The 17,321-nt window shown below is 40.0% G+C and carries 19 protein-coding genes, 1 tRNA gene and 1 other annotated feature (1 of these 21 cut by a window edge); all 20 genes read left to right on the top strand.

The features are described 5' to 3' along the window. Positions 1-4: 4 nt before the first annotated feature. The 20 genes from acsC (at position 5) to rplA (ending at position 17,203) form a co-directional block, all read left to right on the top strand. Positions 5-1,345, top strand: coding sequence for an acetyl-CoA decarbonylase/synthase complex subunit gamma (acsC, locus tag AKG39_RS06990; protein ID WP_050739664.1), 1,341 nt, complete (start codon positions 5-7; stop codon positions 1,343-1,345). A 69-nt stretch (positions 1,346-1,414) separates the two neighbouring features. Next, entirely contained in the window at positions 1,415-2,200 is a 786-nt protein-coding gene (gene acsE, locus AKG39_RS06985) for a carbon monoxide dehydrogenase/acetyl-CoA synthase methytransferase subunit (protein ID WP_050739663.1), read from the top strand. Between the two features lie 261 nt (positions 2,201-2,461). Beyond that, positions 2,462-4,360 (top strand): anaerobic carbon-monoxide dehydrogenase catalytic subunit, encoded by a 1,899-nt coding sequence (gene cooS / locus AKG39_RS06980; protein ID WP_050739662.1) that lies wholly within the window; start codon positions 2,462-2,464, stop codon positions 4,358-4,360. A 25-nt stretch (positions 4,361-4,385) separates the two neighbouring features. Next, complete coding sequence (locus tag AKG39_RS06975; protein WP_050739661.1) at positions 4,386-5,171, top strand: ATP-binding protein; 786 nt, start codon at positions 4,386-4,388, stop codon at positions 5,169-5,171. Positions 5,172-5,228: 57 nt separating this feature from the next. Continuing rightward, positions 5,229-7,397 carry an acetyl-CoA decarbonylase/synthase complex subunit alpha/beta gene (gene acsB, locus AKG39_RS06970; protein WP_050739684.1) on the top strand — a complete coding sequence of 723 codons (2,169 nt, stop codon included), beginning with the start codon at positions 5,229-5,231 and terminating at the stop codon, positions 7,395-7,397. 185 nt (positions 7,398-7,582) lie between these two features. Then, on the top strand, positions 7,583-8,083 hold the full coding sequence (locus tag AKG39_RS20665) for a DUF8180 domain-containing protein (protein ID WP_050739660.1): 501 nt from the start codon (positions 7,583-7,585) through the stop codon (positions 8,081-8,083). Positions 8,084-8,174: 91 nt separating this feature from the next. Continuing rightward, the gene (gene acsB / locus AKG39_RS06960) at positions 8,175-10,310 is read left to right on the top strand and encodes an acetyl-CoA decarbonylase/synthase complex subunit alpha/beta (RefSeq protein WP_050739659.1); all 2,136 of its coding nucleotides are present in this window, start codon (positions 8,175-8,177) and stop codon (positions 10,308-10,310) included. Between the two features lie 142 nt (positions 10,311-10,452). Continuing rightward, entirely contained in the window at positions 10,453-10,650 is a 198-nt protein-coding gene (locus AKG39_RS06955) for a CooT family nickel-binding protein (RefSeq protein WP_050739658.1), read from the top strand. Between the two features lie 3 nt (positions 10,651-10,653). Next, the gene (locus AKG39_RS06950) at positions 10,654-11,076 is read left to right on the top strand and encodes a DUF3842 family protein (protein ID WP_050739657.1); all 423 of its coding nucleotides are present in this window, start codon (positions 10,654-10,656) and stop codon (positions 11,074-11,076) included. Beyond that, positions 11,077-11,298 (top strand): DUF8180 domain-containing protein, encoded by a 222-nt coding sequence (locus AKG39_RS06945; protein ID WP_050739656.1) that lies wholly within the window; start codon positions 11,077-11,079, stop codon positions 11,296-11,298. It begins immediately after the preceding gene. Positions 11,299-11,669: 371 nt separating this feature from the next. Next, positions 11,670-12,488: a M15 family metallopeptidase gene (locus AKG39_RS06940; protein ID WP_050739655.1), complete on the top strand. Its 819-nt coding sequence runs from the start codon at positions 11,670-11,672 to the stop codon at positions 12,486-12,488. A gap of 282 nt (positions 12,489-12,770) precedes the next feature. Further along, positions 12,771-12,847 (top strand) — tRNA-Arg (locus tag AKG39_RS06935). A gap of 204 nt (positions 12,848-13,051) precedes the next feature. Continuing rightward, complete coding sequence (locus AKG39_RS06930; protein ID WP_050739654.1) at positions 13,052-13,498, top strand: Hsp20/alpha crystallin family protein; 447 nt, start codon at positions 13,052-13,054, stop codon at positions 13,496-13,498. A 418-nt stretch (positions 13,499-13,916) separates the two neighbouring features. After that, a complete protein-coding gene (locus AKG39_RS06925; RefSeq protein ID WP_050739653.1) occupies positions 13,917-14,102 on the top strand; it encodes a hypothetical protein in 186 nt (61 codons plus the stop codon). 28 nt (positions 14,103-14,130) lie between these two features. After that, on the top strand, positions 14,131-14,622 hold the full coding sequence (locus tag AKG39_RS06920) for a GNAT family N-acetyltransferase (RefSeq protein WP_242852570.1): 492 nt from the start codon (positions 14,131-14,133) through the stop codon (positions 14,620-14,622). A 235-nt stretch (positions 14,623-14,857) separates the two neighbouring features. After that, positions 14,858-15,007, top strand: a complete 150-nt coding sequence (gene rpmG / locus AKG39_RS06915; protein ID WP_050739652.1) for a 50S ribosomal protein L33 — start codon at positions 14,858-14,860, stop codon at positions 15,005-15,007. An 18-nt stretch (positions 15,008-15,025) separates the two neighbouring features. Beyond that, positions 15,026-15,406 carry a preprotein translocase subunit SecE gene (gene secE / locus AKG39_RS06910; protein ID WP_050739651.1) on the top strand — a complete coding sequence of 127 codons (381 nt, stop codon included), beginning with the start codon at positions 15,026-15,028 and terminating at the stop codon, positions 15,404-15,406. 13 nt (positions 15,407-15,419) lie between these two features. Further along, positions 15,420-15,956: a transcription termination/antitermination protein NusG gene (nusG, locus tag AKG39_RS06905; RefSeq protein ID WP_050739650.1), complete on the top strand. Its 537-nt coding sequence runs from the start codon at positions 15,420-15,422 to the stop codon at positions 15,954-15,956. Between the two features lie 70 nt (positions 15,957-16,026). After that, on the top strand, positions 16,027-16,452 hold the full coding sequence (rplK, locus tag AKG39_RS06900; RefSeq protein ID WP_050739649.1) for a 50S ribosomal protein L11: 426 nt from the start codon (positions 16,027-16,029) through the stop codon (positions 16,450-16,452). A 61-nt stretch (positions 16,453-16,513) separates the two neighbouring features. Next, positions 16,514-17,203 carry a 50S ribosomal protein L1 gene (rplA, locus tag AKG39_RS06895; protein WP_050739648.1) on the top strand — a complete coding sequence of 230 codons (690 nt, stop codon included), beginning with the start codon at positions 16,514-16,516 and terminating at the stop codon, positions 17,201-17,203. 74 nt (positions 17,204-17,277) lie between these two features. Beyond that, positions 17,278-17,321, top strand: a sequence feature (ribosomal protein L10 leader region) (it continues 83 nt past the right edge of the window).

The following is a 17,321-nucleotide window of genomic DNA, read 5'->3' as shown; positions in this document are numbered from 1 at the left end:
ACAAATGGCAATAAAAGGTTTAGATATATTTAAACTCACTCCTAAGACAAACTGTAAAGAGTGTGGTTTCCCAACATGTATGGCTTTCTCAATGAAAGCAGCCACAGGCGCTGTCCCCATTGAAAAATGTCCTTACATCTCAGACGAATCCAAGGCATTATTATCAGAAGCAACCGCTCCTCCAATGAAATCAATCAAAGTTGGATCCGGCGCAGCTGAACATACTCTTGGTGGTGAAACAGTATTATTCAGACATGAAAAAACATTGGTAAACAGAAACTTGTTTGCAGTTGAATTATCAGACGCAATGACTGATGACGAAGTGGCAGCAGCTTGTGCAAAACTTGAAGCTGTTAAATACGAACGTATTAGCGAAGCAATGTATGTAGAAGTTGTAGCTGTTCGTTTTGCAGCTGACAAAGACAAATTTGTGGCTTTAGTGAAAAAAGTAGCTGAATGCGGCAAAATCCCCATGATTATCACAGTTGATGCAGACCTAGCAAAGGCAGCTGTTGCAGTTGCTGGCGCCAAAGCCATCCTTATGGGTGCAACTGTCGATAATGCAGCAGCAATGGTAGAAGTAGCTAAAGCAGCTGATGCTGTTCTTGGTGTTTGTGCTGATAGCATTGAAGCTTTACATGACTTAGTTGAAACAATTGAAAAATTAGGTTACAAAAACCTGGTATTACAAGTAAGCGATACTTCCATTAAAGAAGCATACGCAAACGCGGTAGATATTCGAACAGCTGCAATTAAAGGCAATGACCGTTCATTCGGATATCCTTCAGTTGTCTTTACTAACCGTCTTGCACCTGGCGATATCAACATGCAAATTGCATTGGCATCTGCATTTGTTCTTCGTTACGGTTCAATCATTGTTATGGAAGAAATGGACTTCAACGCAGCTTTACCACTATTTGGTTTAAGACAAAACATCTTCACAGATCCTCAAAAACCAATGCGTGTTGAACCTAAGGTATATGAATTCAACAAACCAACTGGAAAAGATCCAGTACTGGTTACTGTAGATTTCGCATTATCTTACTTTGTTGTTGCTGGCGAAATCGAACGTTCTAAAGTACCTGCTTACCTTGCTATTCCAGATGCTGGTGGTTATTCAGTATTGACAGCTTGGGCTGCTGGTAAATTTGGTTCAACCGTTATTGCCAACTTTATTAAAGAAGCAAACGTAGCTGAGCTTACAACATCACGTAAATTAATTTTACCTGGTAAAGTAGCTGTGCTTCAAGGCGATTTGGCTGAATTACTACCTGAATGGGAAGTAATTGTCGGACCAAACGAAGCAATGCAAATACCTAAATTCTTAAGAGATTTGCAAGCATAATATGCAATCTGTGTCCGGGTTTATCCCGGACACACCTAATACATTTTCTCAATTTGAAAGGGGAACAATATGTCAAAATTCATGGTAATTGGTGAAAGAATTCACTGTATCTCTCCAGCAATCCGACAAGCATTCGCAGATAGAAACCCAGATCCAATTCTGCTAAGAGCTAAAGAACAATTAGCAGCTGGTGCAGACTATTTAGATTTAAACATCGGACCTGCTGAAAGAGGCGGCGAAGAGTTAATGCAATGGGGTGTTAAATTACTCCAGGAAAACTTTGATAATGTGCCAATCGCACTTGATACCGCAAACATGAAAGCCATCGAAGCTGGTATCCAGGTTTATAACCGATCAAAAGGAAAACCAATCGTAAACTCTGCAGATGCAGGTGATCGTATTGAGTATGTGGATTTAGCAGCAGCTAATGACGCTATGGTTATTGCTCTTTGTTCTAAAGAAGGCGTGCCAGCTAATAATGACGAACGTATTACATACTGTTCAGAATTACTGGAACGTGGTATGGAACGTGGCATGGAACCAACTGATTTATTATTTGATCCATTATTCATTGTTATCAAAGGAATGCAAGATCAATTAGTTGATGTTTTAGAAGCCATTCAAATGATTACTGACATGGGCTTGTTAACTACCGGTGGTTTAAGCAACGTATCTAACGGTGCTCCAAAACATATCCGTCCTATATTAGACTGTTCTGTTTTAGCAATGGCCATGCAATGTGGATTTAGTTCTGCAATCGTAAATCCTTGCGACAAACGATTAAGAGAAACAATTGTAGCTTGCGATATTATCAAAAATAATATCCTTTATGCAGATTCCGTATTTGAGTTCTAGGATACCTTTCTAAAATTATAACAGGTATTTGAAAATACTCGAAAAAAAAAGCTCCTGATTCAATTCCATTACTTGGTACGCAATAAAATGGAAAAAATCAGGAGCAAAAAAAATAGTGTATAATGTATCACTCGCCCTATATTGTATAGCATTTAATAGTGTTTGTAAAGTGTAATTTTTACAATGTTGTAAAAATAAATATTATACGAAACTGTTGCGGTGATAGTAATTATAAATTTAGATTTAGAGAGGTAGAAAAATATGAGCAATGAATTATTAAAGAGTGATGTAACAGCTGAAGCGTTAATCGCAAAGGCTCAACGAGACGGCGTCGAAACCATGTGGGATCGAAAAGCTGCTCAGAAAACACAATGTGGATTTGGAGAAGCAGGGGTATGTTGCAGAATCTGTGCAATGGGTCCATGTCGAGTCAGCCCAGTTCCTGGTAAAGGTGCTGAAAGAGGGATTTGTGGTGCTAACGCTGGAACTATTGTAGCAAGAAACTTTGTACGAATGATCGCCGGCGGAGCTTCTGCTCACTCTGATCATGCCCGTGATATCGTTCATGCAATGCATTTAGCCAGTGCTGAAGGTCCATTTAAGATTCGTGACGAAGCTAAAATGAGACGAATTGCAGCAGAATGGGGCATTGAAGCCGCTGATACCAAAGAAACCTATGCTTTGGCCCATGAATTAGCTGAAATGGCCTTAGAAGAATTTGGTAAACCTTTTGGTACACAACGATTTTTAACACGAGCACCGCAACAACGTCAGGATATTTGGAAACGTGAAAGAATGGAACCAAGAGCCATTGACCAGGAAATTACAACCATCATGCATTCAACCCACATTGGTTGTGCAAGCGATATTGACAGTTTATTAAACCGAGGGATGAGAGCTTCACTTGGCGATGGCTGGGGCGGTTCCATGATCGGTACTGAATTCTCAGATATTCTTTATGGTACACCAAAAGCATGTGCTTCCGAATCAAATCTTGGTGTTATTGATGCAGAAATGGTTAACATTGTGCTTCATGGTCATGATCCTAATCTTGCTGAAGTAGTTGTAGTTGCTTCCAAAAATCCAGAATTATTGGAACTGGCAAAATCATTAGGAGCTAAAGGCATCAACGTCGTTGGTATGTGCTGTACTGGTAATGAAGTTACCATGCGACATGGTATTAAAATTGCCGGAAACTTCTACCAACAGGAATTAGCGATTATTACAGGCGCTATTGAAGCCGTAATTGTAGATGTTCAGTGTATTTTCCCAGCGTTACCAGCTTTAGCGAAAAAATATCACACACATTTCGTAAGTACTTCACAAAAAGCGAAAATTGCCGGTGATATGTATATTGAATTCAGCGAATCCGATGCTCTTAACTGTGCATATGGTATTGTTAAAACAGCTGTTGAGAATTTTGCAAACAGAGATGCATCCAAAGTTGAAATTCCAAACTTTAAAGAACCAACAATTGCAGGATATTCAGTAGAAACAATTATTGACCATTTGGATAAAGTTGTAAACAGCCAATTAGAAGACAAATTGGGAACCGTTAAACCATTATCAGATGTTATCTATGCCGGTGTTATTCGTGGTGCCGCAGGTGTGGTTGGTTGTAACAACCCTAAAACAGAACATGATTTAGGTCACGTAACAGTTATTAAAGAACTGATCAAACGCGATGTTATTGTCGTTGTTACCGGTTGTGCCGCACAGGCTGCTGCTAAAGTAGGGTTATTGACATTAGAAGCCAAAGAATTGTGTGGCCGTGGTCTTAAAGAAGTTTGTGAACGTGTAAACATTCCTCCTGTATTACATATGGGTTCATGTGTTGACTGTAGTCGAATCCTTGATCTTGTGTCTCGGGTTGCAGTTGAAAAGGGCGTTGATATTTGTGACTTACCAGTTGTTGGATCTGCACCAGAATGGATGTCAGAAAAAGCTGTATCCATTGCCAGCTATGTTGTAGCTTCCGGTATTAATACATACTTAGGTATTATTCCACAAGTTCTTGGTAGCGTCGAATTTACCGAATTATTAAATGAAGGCGTTCGTGCAAATGTTGGCGCTGTTTATGTATTCGAAAAAGATCCATTGGTTGCAGTTGAAAAAATGATGGTTGATATCGAAGAAAAAAGAACAGCTTTAGGTATTTAATCAATAGAAACAGACAGGTGATAAAATGAAAATAGCATTAACAGGAAAAGGCGGGGTTGGTAAAACGACCATCTCAGCATGTTTAAGCCAATATTTCGCCGACGAAGGATATAATGTATTAACCGTTGATGCTGATCCCGACGCAAATCTTGGTCTTGCCTTAGGTATGACTGAAGAGATGATCGAAAGCATCGTTCCGATTTCAGAAATGAAAGATTTGGTAGAAGAACGGACCGCCGCTGAACAGGGATCATTCGGTTCAATGTTTAGAATGAATCCCGAAGTTGCGGATATTCCCGAACGTTATGCCAAAGAGTTCAAAGGAGTTAAGCTTTTAACCATGGGGACCGTAGATACCGGAGGATCCGGCTGTGTGTGTCCTGAGCATGTTTTATTAAAAATGCTGATGAGTCATTTGGTGCTTTACCAAAAGGATGTAGTCATTATGGATATGGAAGCAGGGATTGAGCACTTGGGCCGCGGAACAGCTGGGGCAGTGGATGCATTCATTGTTGTCGTTGAACCGGGGGTTCGCAGTATTCAAACGTATAAAAAAGTTAAATCCATGGCAATGGATATCGGCGTGAAACAGGTTTATGTTATTGGAAATAAAATCCGGAATGACGGAGATATTGCCTTTCTTACAGAAAAAATTGGAGAAGAGAACATCATCGGATTTATGAATTATCGTGATGCCATCTCAGAATCTGACAGAAACAACCAATCACCCTATGACGATCCTGTCATGAAGGCAGATATTGCCGCTCTTGGCAAAAGAATTCAGGAGATTGTGCAGGATAAAAAGAAATAAAAGACAGAAATTAAATGTTAATTGAATTAATCTAAGGAGGAAAAAGTCCATATGAATATGAATCTTTTTGATATTATTTACGACGGTCAAGCTCAATACCTTCAACGTGCTGAAGAAATGGTTGCGAAGGTCGTTGCTGAAAAGGGAAAAGAAACTCCCGTTAAATTCCCAGGTACTGCCTATGCACTACCTTGCATCTACGCCATCACAGGCAAGAAAATCACCAATGTAGGTGAATTGGAAGATGCATTGGCACTGGCCAAAGAATACATTCACCCTGCTAAATTTTTACAGGCTGCTTTAGATGCTGGTACAGCTTCTGCAATGTTAGCTGAAATTATTGAAGCAGTAAAATATGTTTATGACCCAACACCTTATAAAGGTCGTGAAGCTGAAGATTTAAATACAGCTGATGTACGTACTTTGGGTAACCTGACTGATGCAGAAATCCGTTCATTCGGTGTAGCATTAGTAACAGAAGATATCCCAGGTGTTGCCGTTATTATCGGTGAAGCACCTGATGCTGAAACACTTGCCGGTATCGTTAAAGATTACCAGGGCAAAGGTTTATTAACCTTTATGGTTGGTAAAGTTATCGATCAGGCCATCGAACAAAAAATCAAAATGGGTATTGACCTTCGTGTTATTCCATTGGGATATGAAATTGAATCTGTTATCCATGTTGTTTCCGTTGCTCTTCGTGCCAGCTTAATCTTTGGCGCAACCAAACCAGGCGATTTTCTTGCTCAAAGAACATACACAAAAAATCGCGTAAAAGCATTTGTCAATGTATTTGGACCTTGGGATAATAAAATTATCGCTGCCGGTGCTGCTGCCATCGAATTGGGCTTCCCAGCAACTGTAGATACTTACATTAATGAAGTACCAACCTTATTATTACACCAACCTGATTACAGTAAAGTTGTTGCAACTTCTCTGGAAGTTCGTAATATTAAAATCAAGGTTACCGAAATAGATTGTCCAGTTGCTGTCTCGTCAGCATTTGAAGGTGAACGTGTTCGTCGAGATACTATGTTTGCTGAATTTGGCGGAAATAAAACTGAATGTTGGGAACTTGTTACTACCGGTAATCTTGCAGAAATGGAAGATCATAAAATCACACTTGTAGGACCAGATATCGACGACGCTATGTTTGCAGGAAAAGACGTTGTTCGTTTACCTATGGGCATCGTGGTTAAAGTGGCCGGCAAACAAATGCAAAAAGATTTTGAAACCGTTCTTGAACGACGTATCCATTACTTCACAAACTATATTGAAGGCGCAATGCATGTTGGACAAAGAAACATTGCCTGGGTTCGTTTAACAAAAGAAGCATTTGAAAAAGGCTTCCGTCTGAAACATATCGGTGAAGTTTTATACGCAAAAATGCGTTCTGACTTTGATAAAGTTGTTGATAAATGTGAAATCACTATTTACACCAACGCTGATGAAGTTAAGAAACTTGGCGAAGAAATGGTTAAACCAATTTACGCTGAACGTGACGAACGAATGGGCGCTTTAACAGATGACAGTGTTGATGAATTCTACACATGTTTATTATGTCAATCCTTTGCTCCAAGTCATGTTTGTATCGTAACACCAGAACGTCTAGGTCTTTGTGGTGCCGTTTCCTGGTTGGATGCCAAAGCAACAAAAGAATTGGATCCAATGGGACCAAATCAACCTGTTGTTAAAGGTAAAGCAATAGACGAACGTCTTGGTGTTTGGGATTCAGTTAATGAAGCAGTTTCCACTAATTCCCAGGGCGCAGTTGAAAAAGTTACACTTTACTCAATTCTTGAAGATCCAATGACATCTTGTGGTTGTTTCGAATGTATCTGTGGTATTATGCCAGAAGCCAACGGCGTTGTAATTGTAAACCGTGAGTTTATGGATGTTTCTCCAGTAGGTATGACTTTTGGAGAATTGGCTTCAATGACCGGTGGTGGGGTTCAAACTCCAGGTTTCATGGGTCATGGTCGTTTCCTCATTGGTTCTAAAAAATTCATGTCAGCTGAAGGCGGTTTGCCAAGAATCGTATGGATGCCTAAGGAATTAAAAGACGATGTTGCAGAACGTTTAAACAAAGCAGTCTTTGAAATGACTGGCGTTGAAAACTTTGCAGACATGGTTTGTGATGAAACAATTGCCAATGATTCTGAAGGAGTATTAGAATTCTTAGAAAAAGTTGGACATCCAGCATTAGCAATGGATGAAATTATGTAATTAATTTTTGACCTGTGTCAAAAATAACATTATGCCTGAAGGCAGAGCACATATGTGCTCTGCCTTTTTACAATTATATTTCTAACAAATAATATAGATAAGAATAATTCTAATTAAATCTATTTATTTATTATGGAAAAAATGATATAATAAATTTTAAATTATAACTGTAGGAGGTTAACAAAATGTGTAATAATAAAGAACTTCACTCTCATGGTGAACACCATGAACATACAGAAGGTCATGCTCACGAAGGTACAGTAGGACACGAACACAGTCATGAGGAAACAAACCTTCATGGTCACGATCATTCTCACAATCATGATCATGAACATGAACATCAACATAGCCATCCACACAGCGATGACCATGACCACGGTAACGAACATAAACATGACAGTGAACACGAACATGAACACGTTCATCAGCATGCTCATCCCCATCCTCATGTGCATTCTCATGGCCATGTACACGTCGACGACGTAGAAAATAAAGATGTGGAAATTTTAGGTCTTTTACTGGAACATTGGGTTGCCCATAATCAGGATCATGCCAAGGAATACAAAACCTGGGTGGATAAAATGAAACAAATGGGTAAAAATGAAGTGGCACAAGACTTAATTGAAGCCATAGCTTTAATCGCCGAAGCTGATAAACACCTGGTTGAAGCAAAAAAAGTACTTTAGTTTTCAATTTACCAAAAAATACATTAGTGTAGTATTTATTACAATGTCTGAAGGCGTTGAAATTCTTTAGAAAAGGAAGAGAGTAATTATTATGAGTTTGACAGAATTAATTTATGCAGGTTCCAATGCGGTTGCAGGTTTAACAGAGGGGGCAGTAAAGGATGCCATAGAAAAACATGGTGAAGGTCATGTTGTAGGATTCCCCGATACGGCTTATTTTCTGCCGGTTATTTATGCTGCTACAGGGGTTAAAATAAAAAAGTTGGGGGATTTGCCAGCTGCCGTTGCTATATTAAAAAGCTTAATTACCAATAAGGATGATTTAGGAGATGCTCTTAATGCTGGTCTTGCCACCGCAGTGGGTGCAGAAATTATTGAAGCCCTTCGCTACGTTGAAGGTGATCCTTATGCCGATGATTCCGGGATTGGCTTTGTGCCGGATCCGGTGATTCGATCACTTGGTGTTCCATTGGTAACCGGTGATATCCCTGGGATTGCCGTGCTTTTGGGCGAATCGGCAGATCCAGCAAGTCTGGCGGCCATTGTTAAAGATTATCAGGAAAAAGGTTTGTTGACCTTTATGGTTGGTAATATCATCGAACAGGCTCAGGCGTCAGGCGTGAAAATGGGCCTTGATTACCGTGTTATTCCCCTGGGACATGAAGTGACCTCGGTGATTCACGTGGTATCGGTTGCTATTCGTGCAGCTTTGATTTTTGGTGCCGTTGAACCGGGTAAATTAGGGGATTTCTTAACCTATACTAAAGAACGGGTGCCTGCCTTTATTAATACCTTTGGACCATTGGATGAAGTCGTGGTATCTGTTGGTGCCGGTGCCATTGCCCTAGGTTTCCCGGTAATTGCCGATACTGTAGTACCCGAAGTTGCCGGCGCTCTGATGACCCAGGCTGATCATGCTAAAACCGTGGAAACATCGCTGGAAGCGCGCAGTATTAAAATAAAAGTAACGAAAATTGATGTGCCTGTTTCAGTGGCATCTGCTTTCGAAGGCGAACGTGTTCGAAAAGACACCATGTTTGCTGAATTTGGCGGCAATAAAACAAAGTGCTGGGAACTTGTCAAAGAAGCAGACCTTGCCGATGTTGAGGATCACAAAATTACCCTCATTGGACCGGATATGGATGATGCCATGTTTGCAGGCGCTGATGTTGTACGTCTGCCACTTGGTATCTTTGTTGAAGTGGCCGGTAAAGCCATGCAAAAAGATTTTGAATCCGTCTTGGAACGAAGAATTCACTACTTCACCAATTACATCGATGGTGCTATGCATGTAGGCCAACGAAATATTGCCTGGATTCGTATTACCAAAGAAGCTTACGAAAAAGGATTTAGATTAAAACATATCGGTGAAGTGCTGTATGCAAAAATGCGGGCAGACTTTAACAATGTTGTCGATAAATGTCAGGTAACCTTGTATACGAATCTTGAGGATGTTGAACGTCTGGAAACTGAAATGGTTAAGCCCATTTACAACCAGCGTGACGAACGTTTGGATGCACTGACGGATGAAAGCGTTGATACGTTCTACACCTGTACTCTGTGTCAATCCTTTGCACCCAGTCACGTGTGTGTGGTAACACCTGAACGATTAGGTCTTTGCGGGGCCGTTTCCTGGTTGGATAGTAAAGCAACCAAAGAACTGGATCCAGCCGGGCCTTCCCAACCGATCTTAAAAGGCGAAGCCATTGATGCCTGTGCGGGCATTTGGCAGTCCGTTAATGAAACGGTTGCTGCGGCTTCCCAGGGAGCTGTTGAAAAGGTTACATTATACTCGATCTTAGAAGATCCGATGACTTCCTGCGGCTGTTTCGAATGTATCTGCGGGATTATGCCGGAAGCCAATGGTGTGGTTATTGTAAACCGCGAGTTTGGTGCAATTTCTCCAGTGGGGATGACTTTTGGAGAGTTGGCATCAATGACCGGTGGCGGTGTTCAAACACCTGGTTTCATGGGACATGGCCGTCACTTTATCGGTTCCAAAAAATTCATGTCAGCCGAAGGCGGTTTAACACGGATTGTCTGGATGCCAAAGGAATTAAAGGATGATGTCGGGGAACGATTAAATAAAGCAGTCTTTGAAATGACCGGGATTGAAAATTTTGTGGATATGGTGTGTGATGAAACCATTGCTACCGAGTCCGAAGCGGTTCTGGCATACCTGGAAGCACAAGGACACCCAGCTCTGGCCATGGATCCAATTATGTAACTGTTTTAAAATTTAAAAAGATTAAAAGGCAACTATTAAAATTAAGATTATTGTGATAAAATAAATGTACAGTCACTCCAGAAGCCTTGGTTTATGGGGTGGCTTGTACAAAAATATATTGTAATGAAAGGAGGCTACGAACATGTGTGAATCTTCAGCTTATATGATTACTCCTGAAGGAGAAACAAAAATTATGGATTATGTCGTTGACATTATTCCAAACGACGATGGCAGTTTAACTTTGTCAGATTTATTAGGTGGTACAAAAATTGTTCAAGGCAGACTAAAAGAAGTTAAACTTCTTAAACACAAAATTATTATTGAAGGAATAGCGGTTTAGTTTATGAACATTGTTGTGCTTGATGGTATGGGAGGCGGCATTGGATCACGTATTGTTGGAATCCTCAAAGAGGAAATCCCAGCTTACATTGAAGTGTATGGATTGGGAACGAATGCGCTGGCCACAGCCGCCATGTTAAAAAAGGGTGCCAATAAAGGTGCCACCGGTGAAAATGCCATTGCAGTATCTGTGCAAAAGGCCGATATTATTATTGGTTCCATTGCAATGACCATTCCCAATGCGATGATGGGAGAAGTTACTCCAAAGATGGTTGAAGCCATTGGAGGCAGTGATGGAATAAAAATTTACATTCCAATTTTGCCTGAAAATCATTATATTGTGTCCCTGGAACAAAAACCATTGATGCTTCAAATACGAGAAGCAGTGGCTCTGATCAAAAGAGAATTGAAACTGGGAGATGTTTAGATGAGTGATGTATTGAATATCCAAAAGGAAGAGGAAATCTTTAAAGTATTTCTGGCTCATTGGATCAATCATACCGGGGATCATATTGAAGGTTATGAAGAATGGGCAGTTCAGCTTAAGGGTACCTCAAAGGACCAGGTCTCAAATGAAATATATTTGGCCATTGAGAAAATGACGGCGGTACAAAGAAAATTGATGGAAGCGAAAATTCATTTCAGATAAAGTCTTCTGCAAGTCATCGAATATTATTAAAAAAACCATGCTTGAAAGCAGGACTTATTAGTTCTGTTTTTTTTTATGGTTGGCAGGGCATGACAAATCATCCTGTGGGCAATGGTAAATCGCTGTCTGCTGCATGCTTATGCAGGCATACCTGTTCGCCAAGATGCCGACAACTGATGTTACGATTAGTCCTCAAGACTTACTAATTTGCGTAAAAACTTGTCCCCGGGATCTATTGTTATACTTTATCTACAGTCTGAGCAGAACTTTATGAGTTCTGCTTTTTTTATTGAATGAATGATAAAGTGAGAAAAGAACTGAGATATTTTCTGAATTAGTGTATAATAAAAGAAAAAGTAAAGGGATAAATAATGAGAATAAAAGATAAAAAACGATTTATTATAGCATGTGCCGGTTTGGCAGTGTTGCTTATTATAATTATTGTGGTTGTGCTTGTCGGATTTAATGCAAAGAACACCAGTGCTGCGGCAGCGGATGAAAAGCAAAATGCTCTGGCAACCAACACCCAGGAAACATCTGCGAATACAGCAGTTGTCAATACTGAAAATGAAACAAGTCCAGTAGCTGATCCTGTGGCGTCCTCTAATGAGGCCGGAGAAAAAGTCAGCGAAAAGGTCGGTGAAGGAATTACCCAGGTCGTTAATAAAAATCATAGCATTTCCGCGGACTTTAAGCCGGATGATCTGGTTTCGGTTGACCTCCCATCCACCCGGGATACACAGCTGCGTGAGGTTGCGGCGACGGCTTTAACTGGTCTTTTTGGTGCGGCGGAAACAAAAGGTTTAGAACTCTTTTGCTGTTCGGGATATCGTTCCTACGAAACCCAGGCCGAGTTATATGCCTGGAATGTCGAAACCTATGGGGTTGAAGGGGCGGAACTTGTGAGTGCCCGGCCGGGAATGAGCGAGCATCAAATGGGCTTGGCCATGGATGTCACCAGTGCCTCAGCAGGCTTTGATCTTCTGGAAAGCTTTGGAAGTATGCCCGAAGGCCAGTTTATTAAGGAAAATGCCCACAAGTACGGGTTTATTATCCGCTATCCCGAGGGTAAAACTAATATCACCGGCTATGCTTATGAACCCTGGCACCTCCGTTACGTAGGCGTAGATGTGGCAACGGATATTTACTCCAGCGGGAAAACCATGGAAGAGTATTATGGCGTAAACTAGGTATGAAGAGCTCAGCACGACAATTTGCAGTGTGGCGACAAACCTCTTCGCGGATATTTATTTATCGTTGGGTGCTGCAAGATCGTACCGGTCAGCACTTGTTCGCCTTGATGCATAGGGTCTGACCCCTTGGTCACAACATGATGAAATAAAAATTCGTAAAAAGGTTTGTGGCATAACTTTTTCACTGTGTCAGCAGCCTTCTTTTTATGAGCATTAATATTTATAAAAAAACAGTTTAAAAAAAAGTGTTTTTTTGGTATAATGAGTTTTGGAATTCATGCGCCCGTAGCTCAGGTGGATAGAGCAGTAGTTTCCTAAACTGCGTGCCGGTGGTTCGAATCCACTCGGGTGCACCAAATTTAAAACGAAATCAGTTAATAAGCGTAAAATACTAAATTAAATTATCTCACGAAAACCATTTCTGAAAAAAAGGAATGGTTTTTTTATAAAAAAAATTAAAAATCACTTGACTATTCGAGAAAAAGTCTTATAATAAAATTAAATTAGCACTCAAAGAATAAGAGTGCTGACAAATATATATTTTAGAGGAGGCGTTATTGATGTTAGGTTTAACACCTTATAACAAAAACAGAGGACTGGCCCGGACTGATGATGTTGTGGACTTCTATAATATGGTTGATAATTTTTTTAATGATACCGAGTCACCCCTAAGGAGCTTGGCAACCGACAATTTTAAAGTTGACGTAAAGGAAAAAGACGATGAATACCTTGTTGACGCAGAATTTGCCGGTTATGATAAAGAAGATATTCATGTTAAGTTCGATGAAGGCAATTTGTTGATTTCGGCATCAAAAAAAGAAGAAAAAAATGATGAAAATGAACGTTATATTCATCGAGAACGATCGTTTAGATCCATGGAAAGACAAATACATCTTCCAAATGTAGCGGAAGGTGATATTAAAGCGAAGTTTGAAAATGGCGTTTTGCAGATTCACGTTCCCAAAGCGAAAGAACTGGAAAGGGAAAAACAAATACAAATTGAATAATGGAAAAAAATAAAAGCAGCCTCGAAAGAGGTTGTCAACAAACCCGTCCTGGGGACAATGGTAAATCGTTGTCGGCTGCATGATCGTACAGGCTAGCCTGTTCGCCATGATGCCGACAACTGATGTTACGATTGTCCCCAGGACTTACCTTTCTGCTTTGGATAAAGTCTGGTGCAACCTCGAAAGAGGTTGCTTTTTATTTGGGGACTTAAAAATAATCAAATAAACCAATAAAGCAATGATATCTGATTATTTTATAGGGAAGGCATATTAATTACTGCTTCGGTTCAAAATTCTCTGATTAAAGAATAAATATTTCAGCTATTACATATAAAAAACATTGCATTAACCGGTAACTAGGACTATACTCTTTAAGTAACAAAAAGCCGTCACTCGTGGTGGTTATACGGAGGTAACTTTGGGAAGTACTAAAAAAATTCTAATCATTGCAGGGTGCCTGATGCTCTTTGCCATCATTTCTCCTGTGATTATTGCCTGGCTGACCCTGGTGCTTTCCCCCTATATTTCAACCATCGGTGTGATTGCGATTATCTTTATTATCACAGTGATCATTGCCTGGAAGGGGAAAATCGGACGAAAATAAAAATATACTAAATAACAGGAGATTCGGCTTGAACATAAGACTAGTAGAAGAAAAAGATTATCAGCGGGTGCTGGACATTCTCAATGATGCCATTGAAAAACGGATTTATACGGCACAGCTGACGAAGGCAACCATGGAAGGACGTAAGTCATGGTTTATTCATCACGCTCATCCCAAACATCCAATGTTTGTTATCGAGGCGGAAGGTGAAGTTATGGGATGGATTACCTTAACCGAGTATCGAGCTGGACGGGAAGGATTCAGGTATACGTCAGAAATCAGTTATTATATTGACCCCCGGGCTCAGGGCAAAGGATATGGAACTATTATGATGGGGCATGCCATTGAAGCAGCCCGGGAACTGGGGTATAAAAATCTCATTGCCGTCATATTTGATACCAATATAGCAAGCAAGAAGCTTGCCCAGAAATTCGGATTTGAACTTTGGGGCCGTCTTCCCGGTGTAGTGGATATTGATGGGAAAGTGGTTGATTGTGATTATTGGGGATTAAAATTGTAAAAGTGAAAATCCGCCTTGATTATTCAGTGGATTGCTGATATAATGGAGAAACCAACTGAAAGGCCACGCGCCTTTTTTTATTTGAAAAAAATACGAAGAATACGGAATAATCATTGATGTTTTAATTGACAAAAATGACTTTTCCATGGTATTCTATGTTAGTGACTATGAAAATAGGGAACGTGTGCCTGCGTGTTCCTTCGGGTGTTGATATAAGGATGTAGGAGGTGCTGGAATGAGAGTAAAAGTTACTTTAGCATGTACAGAATGCAAGCAAAGAAATTACGATACCATGAAAAACAAAAAGACAAATCCTGATCGTTTAGAAATGGATAAGTATTGCAGATTTTGCAAGAAGCATACCCCCCATAAAGAAACGAAATAATGGGTAACGAGGTATATCATGGCAACAAATAAAAAAGCTAAAACTGCCAGTAGTAAACAGAAAAAAACAAATAACACCCAGCCACAGGCACAAAAATCCGAAGATAAGGCTGCAAATCTCGTAAAAACAGAGAAAAAAGCGCCCCAAACGACGGCAAAAAATGAGAAAAAAACTCAAAAAAAATCAAGCGACAAGAGTAAAAAACCAAATATTTTTCAGCAAATGGTGGACTTCATTAAAGCCGTTTATCATGAGTTAAGAAAAGTTACCTGGTTAGATAAAAAAGAATTGACACAGAAAACTGGCGTTGTTGCCGGTATTGTTGCAATTTTCACTTTACTCGTTTGGGTTGTTGATACAGGACTAGGTGGACTTGCCGCACTATTTCTCAACAAATAGTTAAGGGAGAGCCATGGATAGTAATCAACACGATGAGGCACAATGGTTTGTAGCCCACACTTATTCCGGATATGAGAATAAGGTAAAGGCGAGCATTGAGGCCACAGTAGAAAACAGAAATATGGAGGATTTGATCCTAGAGGTTCAGGTTCCCGTACAAGAAGTAGTGGAAAGCAAAAACGGCAAGCGGGTCGTTAAAGAGAAGAAACTATTTCCCGGTTATGTCATGATTAAAATGTTCATGACGGATGATTCGTGGTATGTCGTCAGAAATACTCGTGGTGTTACTGGATTTGTTGGTCCAGCTTCAAAACCCGTGCCGTTGACCAAAGCTGAATTAAAAAGCATGGGCATTCGACAGCAGCGTGTGGAAATTAGCATGCATGTGGGCGAAGAAGTTAAGGTCACAGAAGGACCGCTTGAAGGGTTCACCGGGATTATTGAAGAAGTACATCCAGAAAAATCAAAGGTCAAAGTCAATGTTTCGATGTTTGGTAGGGAAACTCTTGCTGAACTGGGCTTTGAACAAATAGAAAAATTAAACACTTAAGGAAAAACTATTCTTCATGCTTACTCCCCCGGGAGACAAAATATAATACTAAAATGAAGGAGGTGTTAATATGGCAAAAAAAGTAATTGGTATGATTAAATTACAGATACCTGCCGGTAAAGCAACACCAGCACCACCAGTTGGACCAGCACTTGGTCAACACGGCGTAAACATCATGGGATTCTGTAAAGAATTCAATGCAAAAACTGCAAATGATGCAGGAATGATTATTCCTGTTGTAATTACTGTTTATCAGGATCGATCTTACTCATTTATCACAAAAACTCCACCAGCTGCCGTTCTTTTAAAGAAAATCGCTGGAATTGAGTCAGGATCAGCTGTTCCAAATAAAACCAAAGTTGCAAAGGTTACTCAGGATCAAATAAGAGAAATCGCAACATTGAAAATGCCTGATTTAAATGCAGCAACTGTTGAATCAGCGATGAGAATGATCGCTGGAACCGCCCGAAGCATGGGCATCACAATCGAAGAATAATTTTTAGAAGGTAGAATACCTTAAGTGGGAGGGATACCGCTAATACCACAAGGAGGCTAAGATGAATAAAGGAAAAAAATACCGAGAATTAGTAAAAAGTTATGATAAGCAGGAATTATTTGATCTTGATGCAGCTATTGCACAAGTAAAGAAACTTGCAACGGCAAAGTTTGATGAAACCATTGAATTGCATATTAAATTGGGTGTTGACTCACGTCATGCAGATCAGCAGGTTCGTGGAGCGATCGTTCTACCACACGGCACAGGTAAATCAGTTAAAGTTCTTGTTATTGCCAAAGGCGATAAGTTAAAAGAAGCTGAAGAAGCTGGTGCGGATTTCTTTGGTGAAGACGATATAATTGAAAAAATTCAAAAAGAAAACTGGTTTGATTTTGATGTAATGATTGCTACACCTGACATGATGGGTAAAGTTGGTCGTTTAGGTCGAGTTCTAGGACCTAAAGGTTTAATGCCAAATCCTAAATCAGGGACAGTTACCATGGATATCGCAAAGGCGGTTGCTGATACTAAAGCCGGTAAGGTTGAGTATCGTTTGGATAAAACCAACATCATTCATGTTATTATTGGAAAGGCTTCTTTTTCCGAAGAAGCATTACTTGAAAACATGAGAGTGTTACTGGATACAGTAAAAAAAGCGAAACCTTCGGCTTCAAAAGGTTTATACTTCAGAACTGTTACCTTAGCAAGCACTATGAGTCCTGGTATTAAAATCAACACAGCAAAAATCTAGAGGCTGTTAATTATATTTAACATAACCTCGAATGGACTTGACATAGAAAATGACAAATGATACAATAACGTCGTTGTTAAAGACGCATTCATCCATAGACAGTAGGTGTTTTACATAA

The organism is Acetobacterium bakii, assembly GCF_001263355.1.
GTDB classification, from domain to species: domain Bacteria; phylum Bacillota; class Clostridia; order Eubacteriales; family Eubacteriaceae; genus Acetobacterium; species Acetobacterium bakii.
The sequence above is the reverse complement of the archived record's forward strand: the minus strand, read 5'-3'. Positions and strand labels throughout refer to the sequence as shown.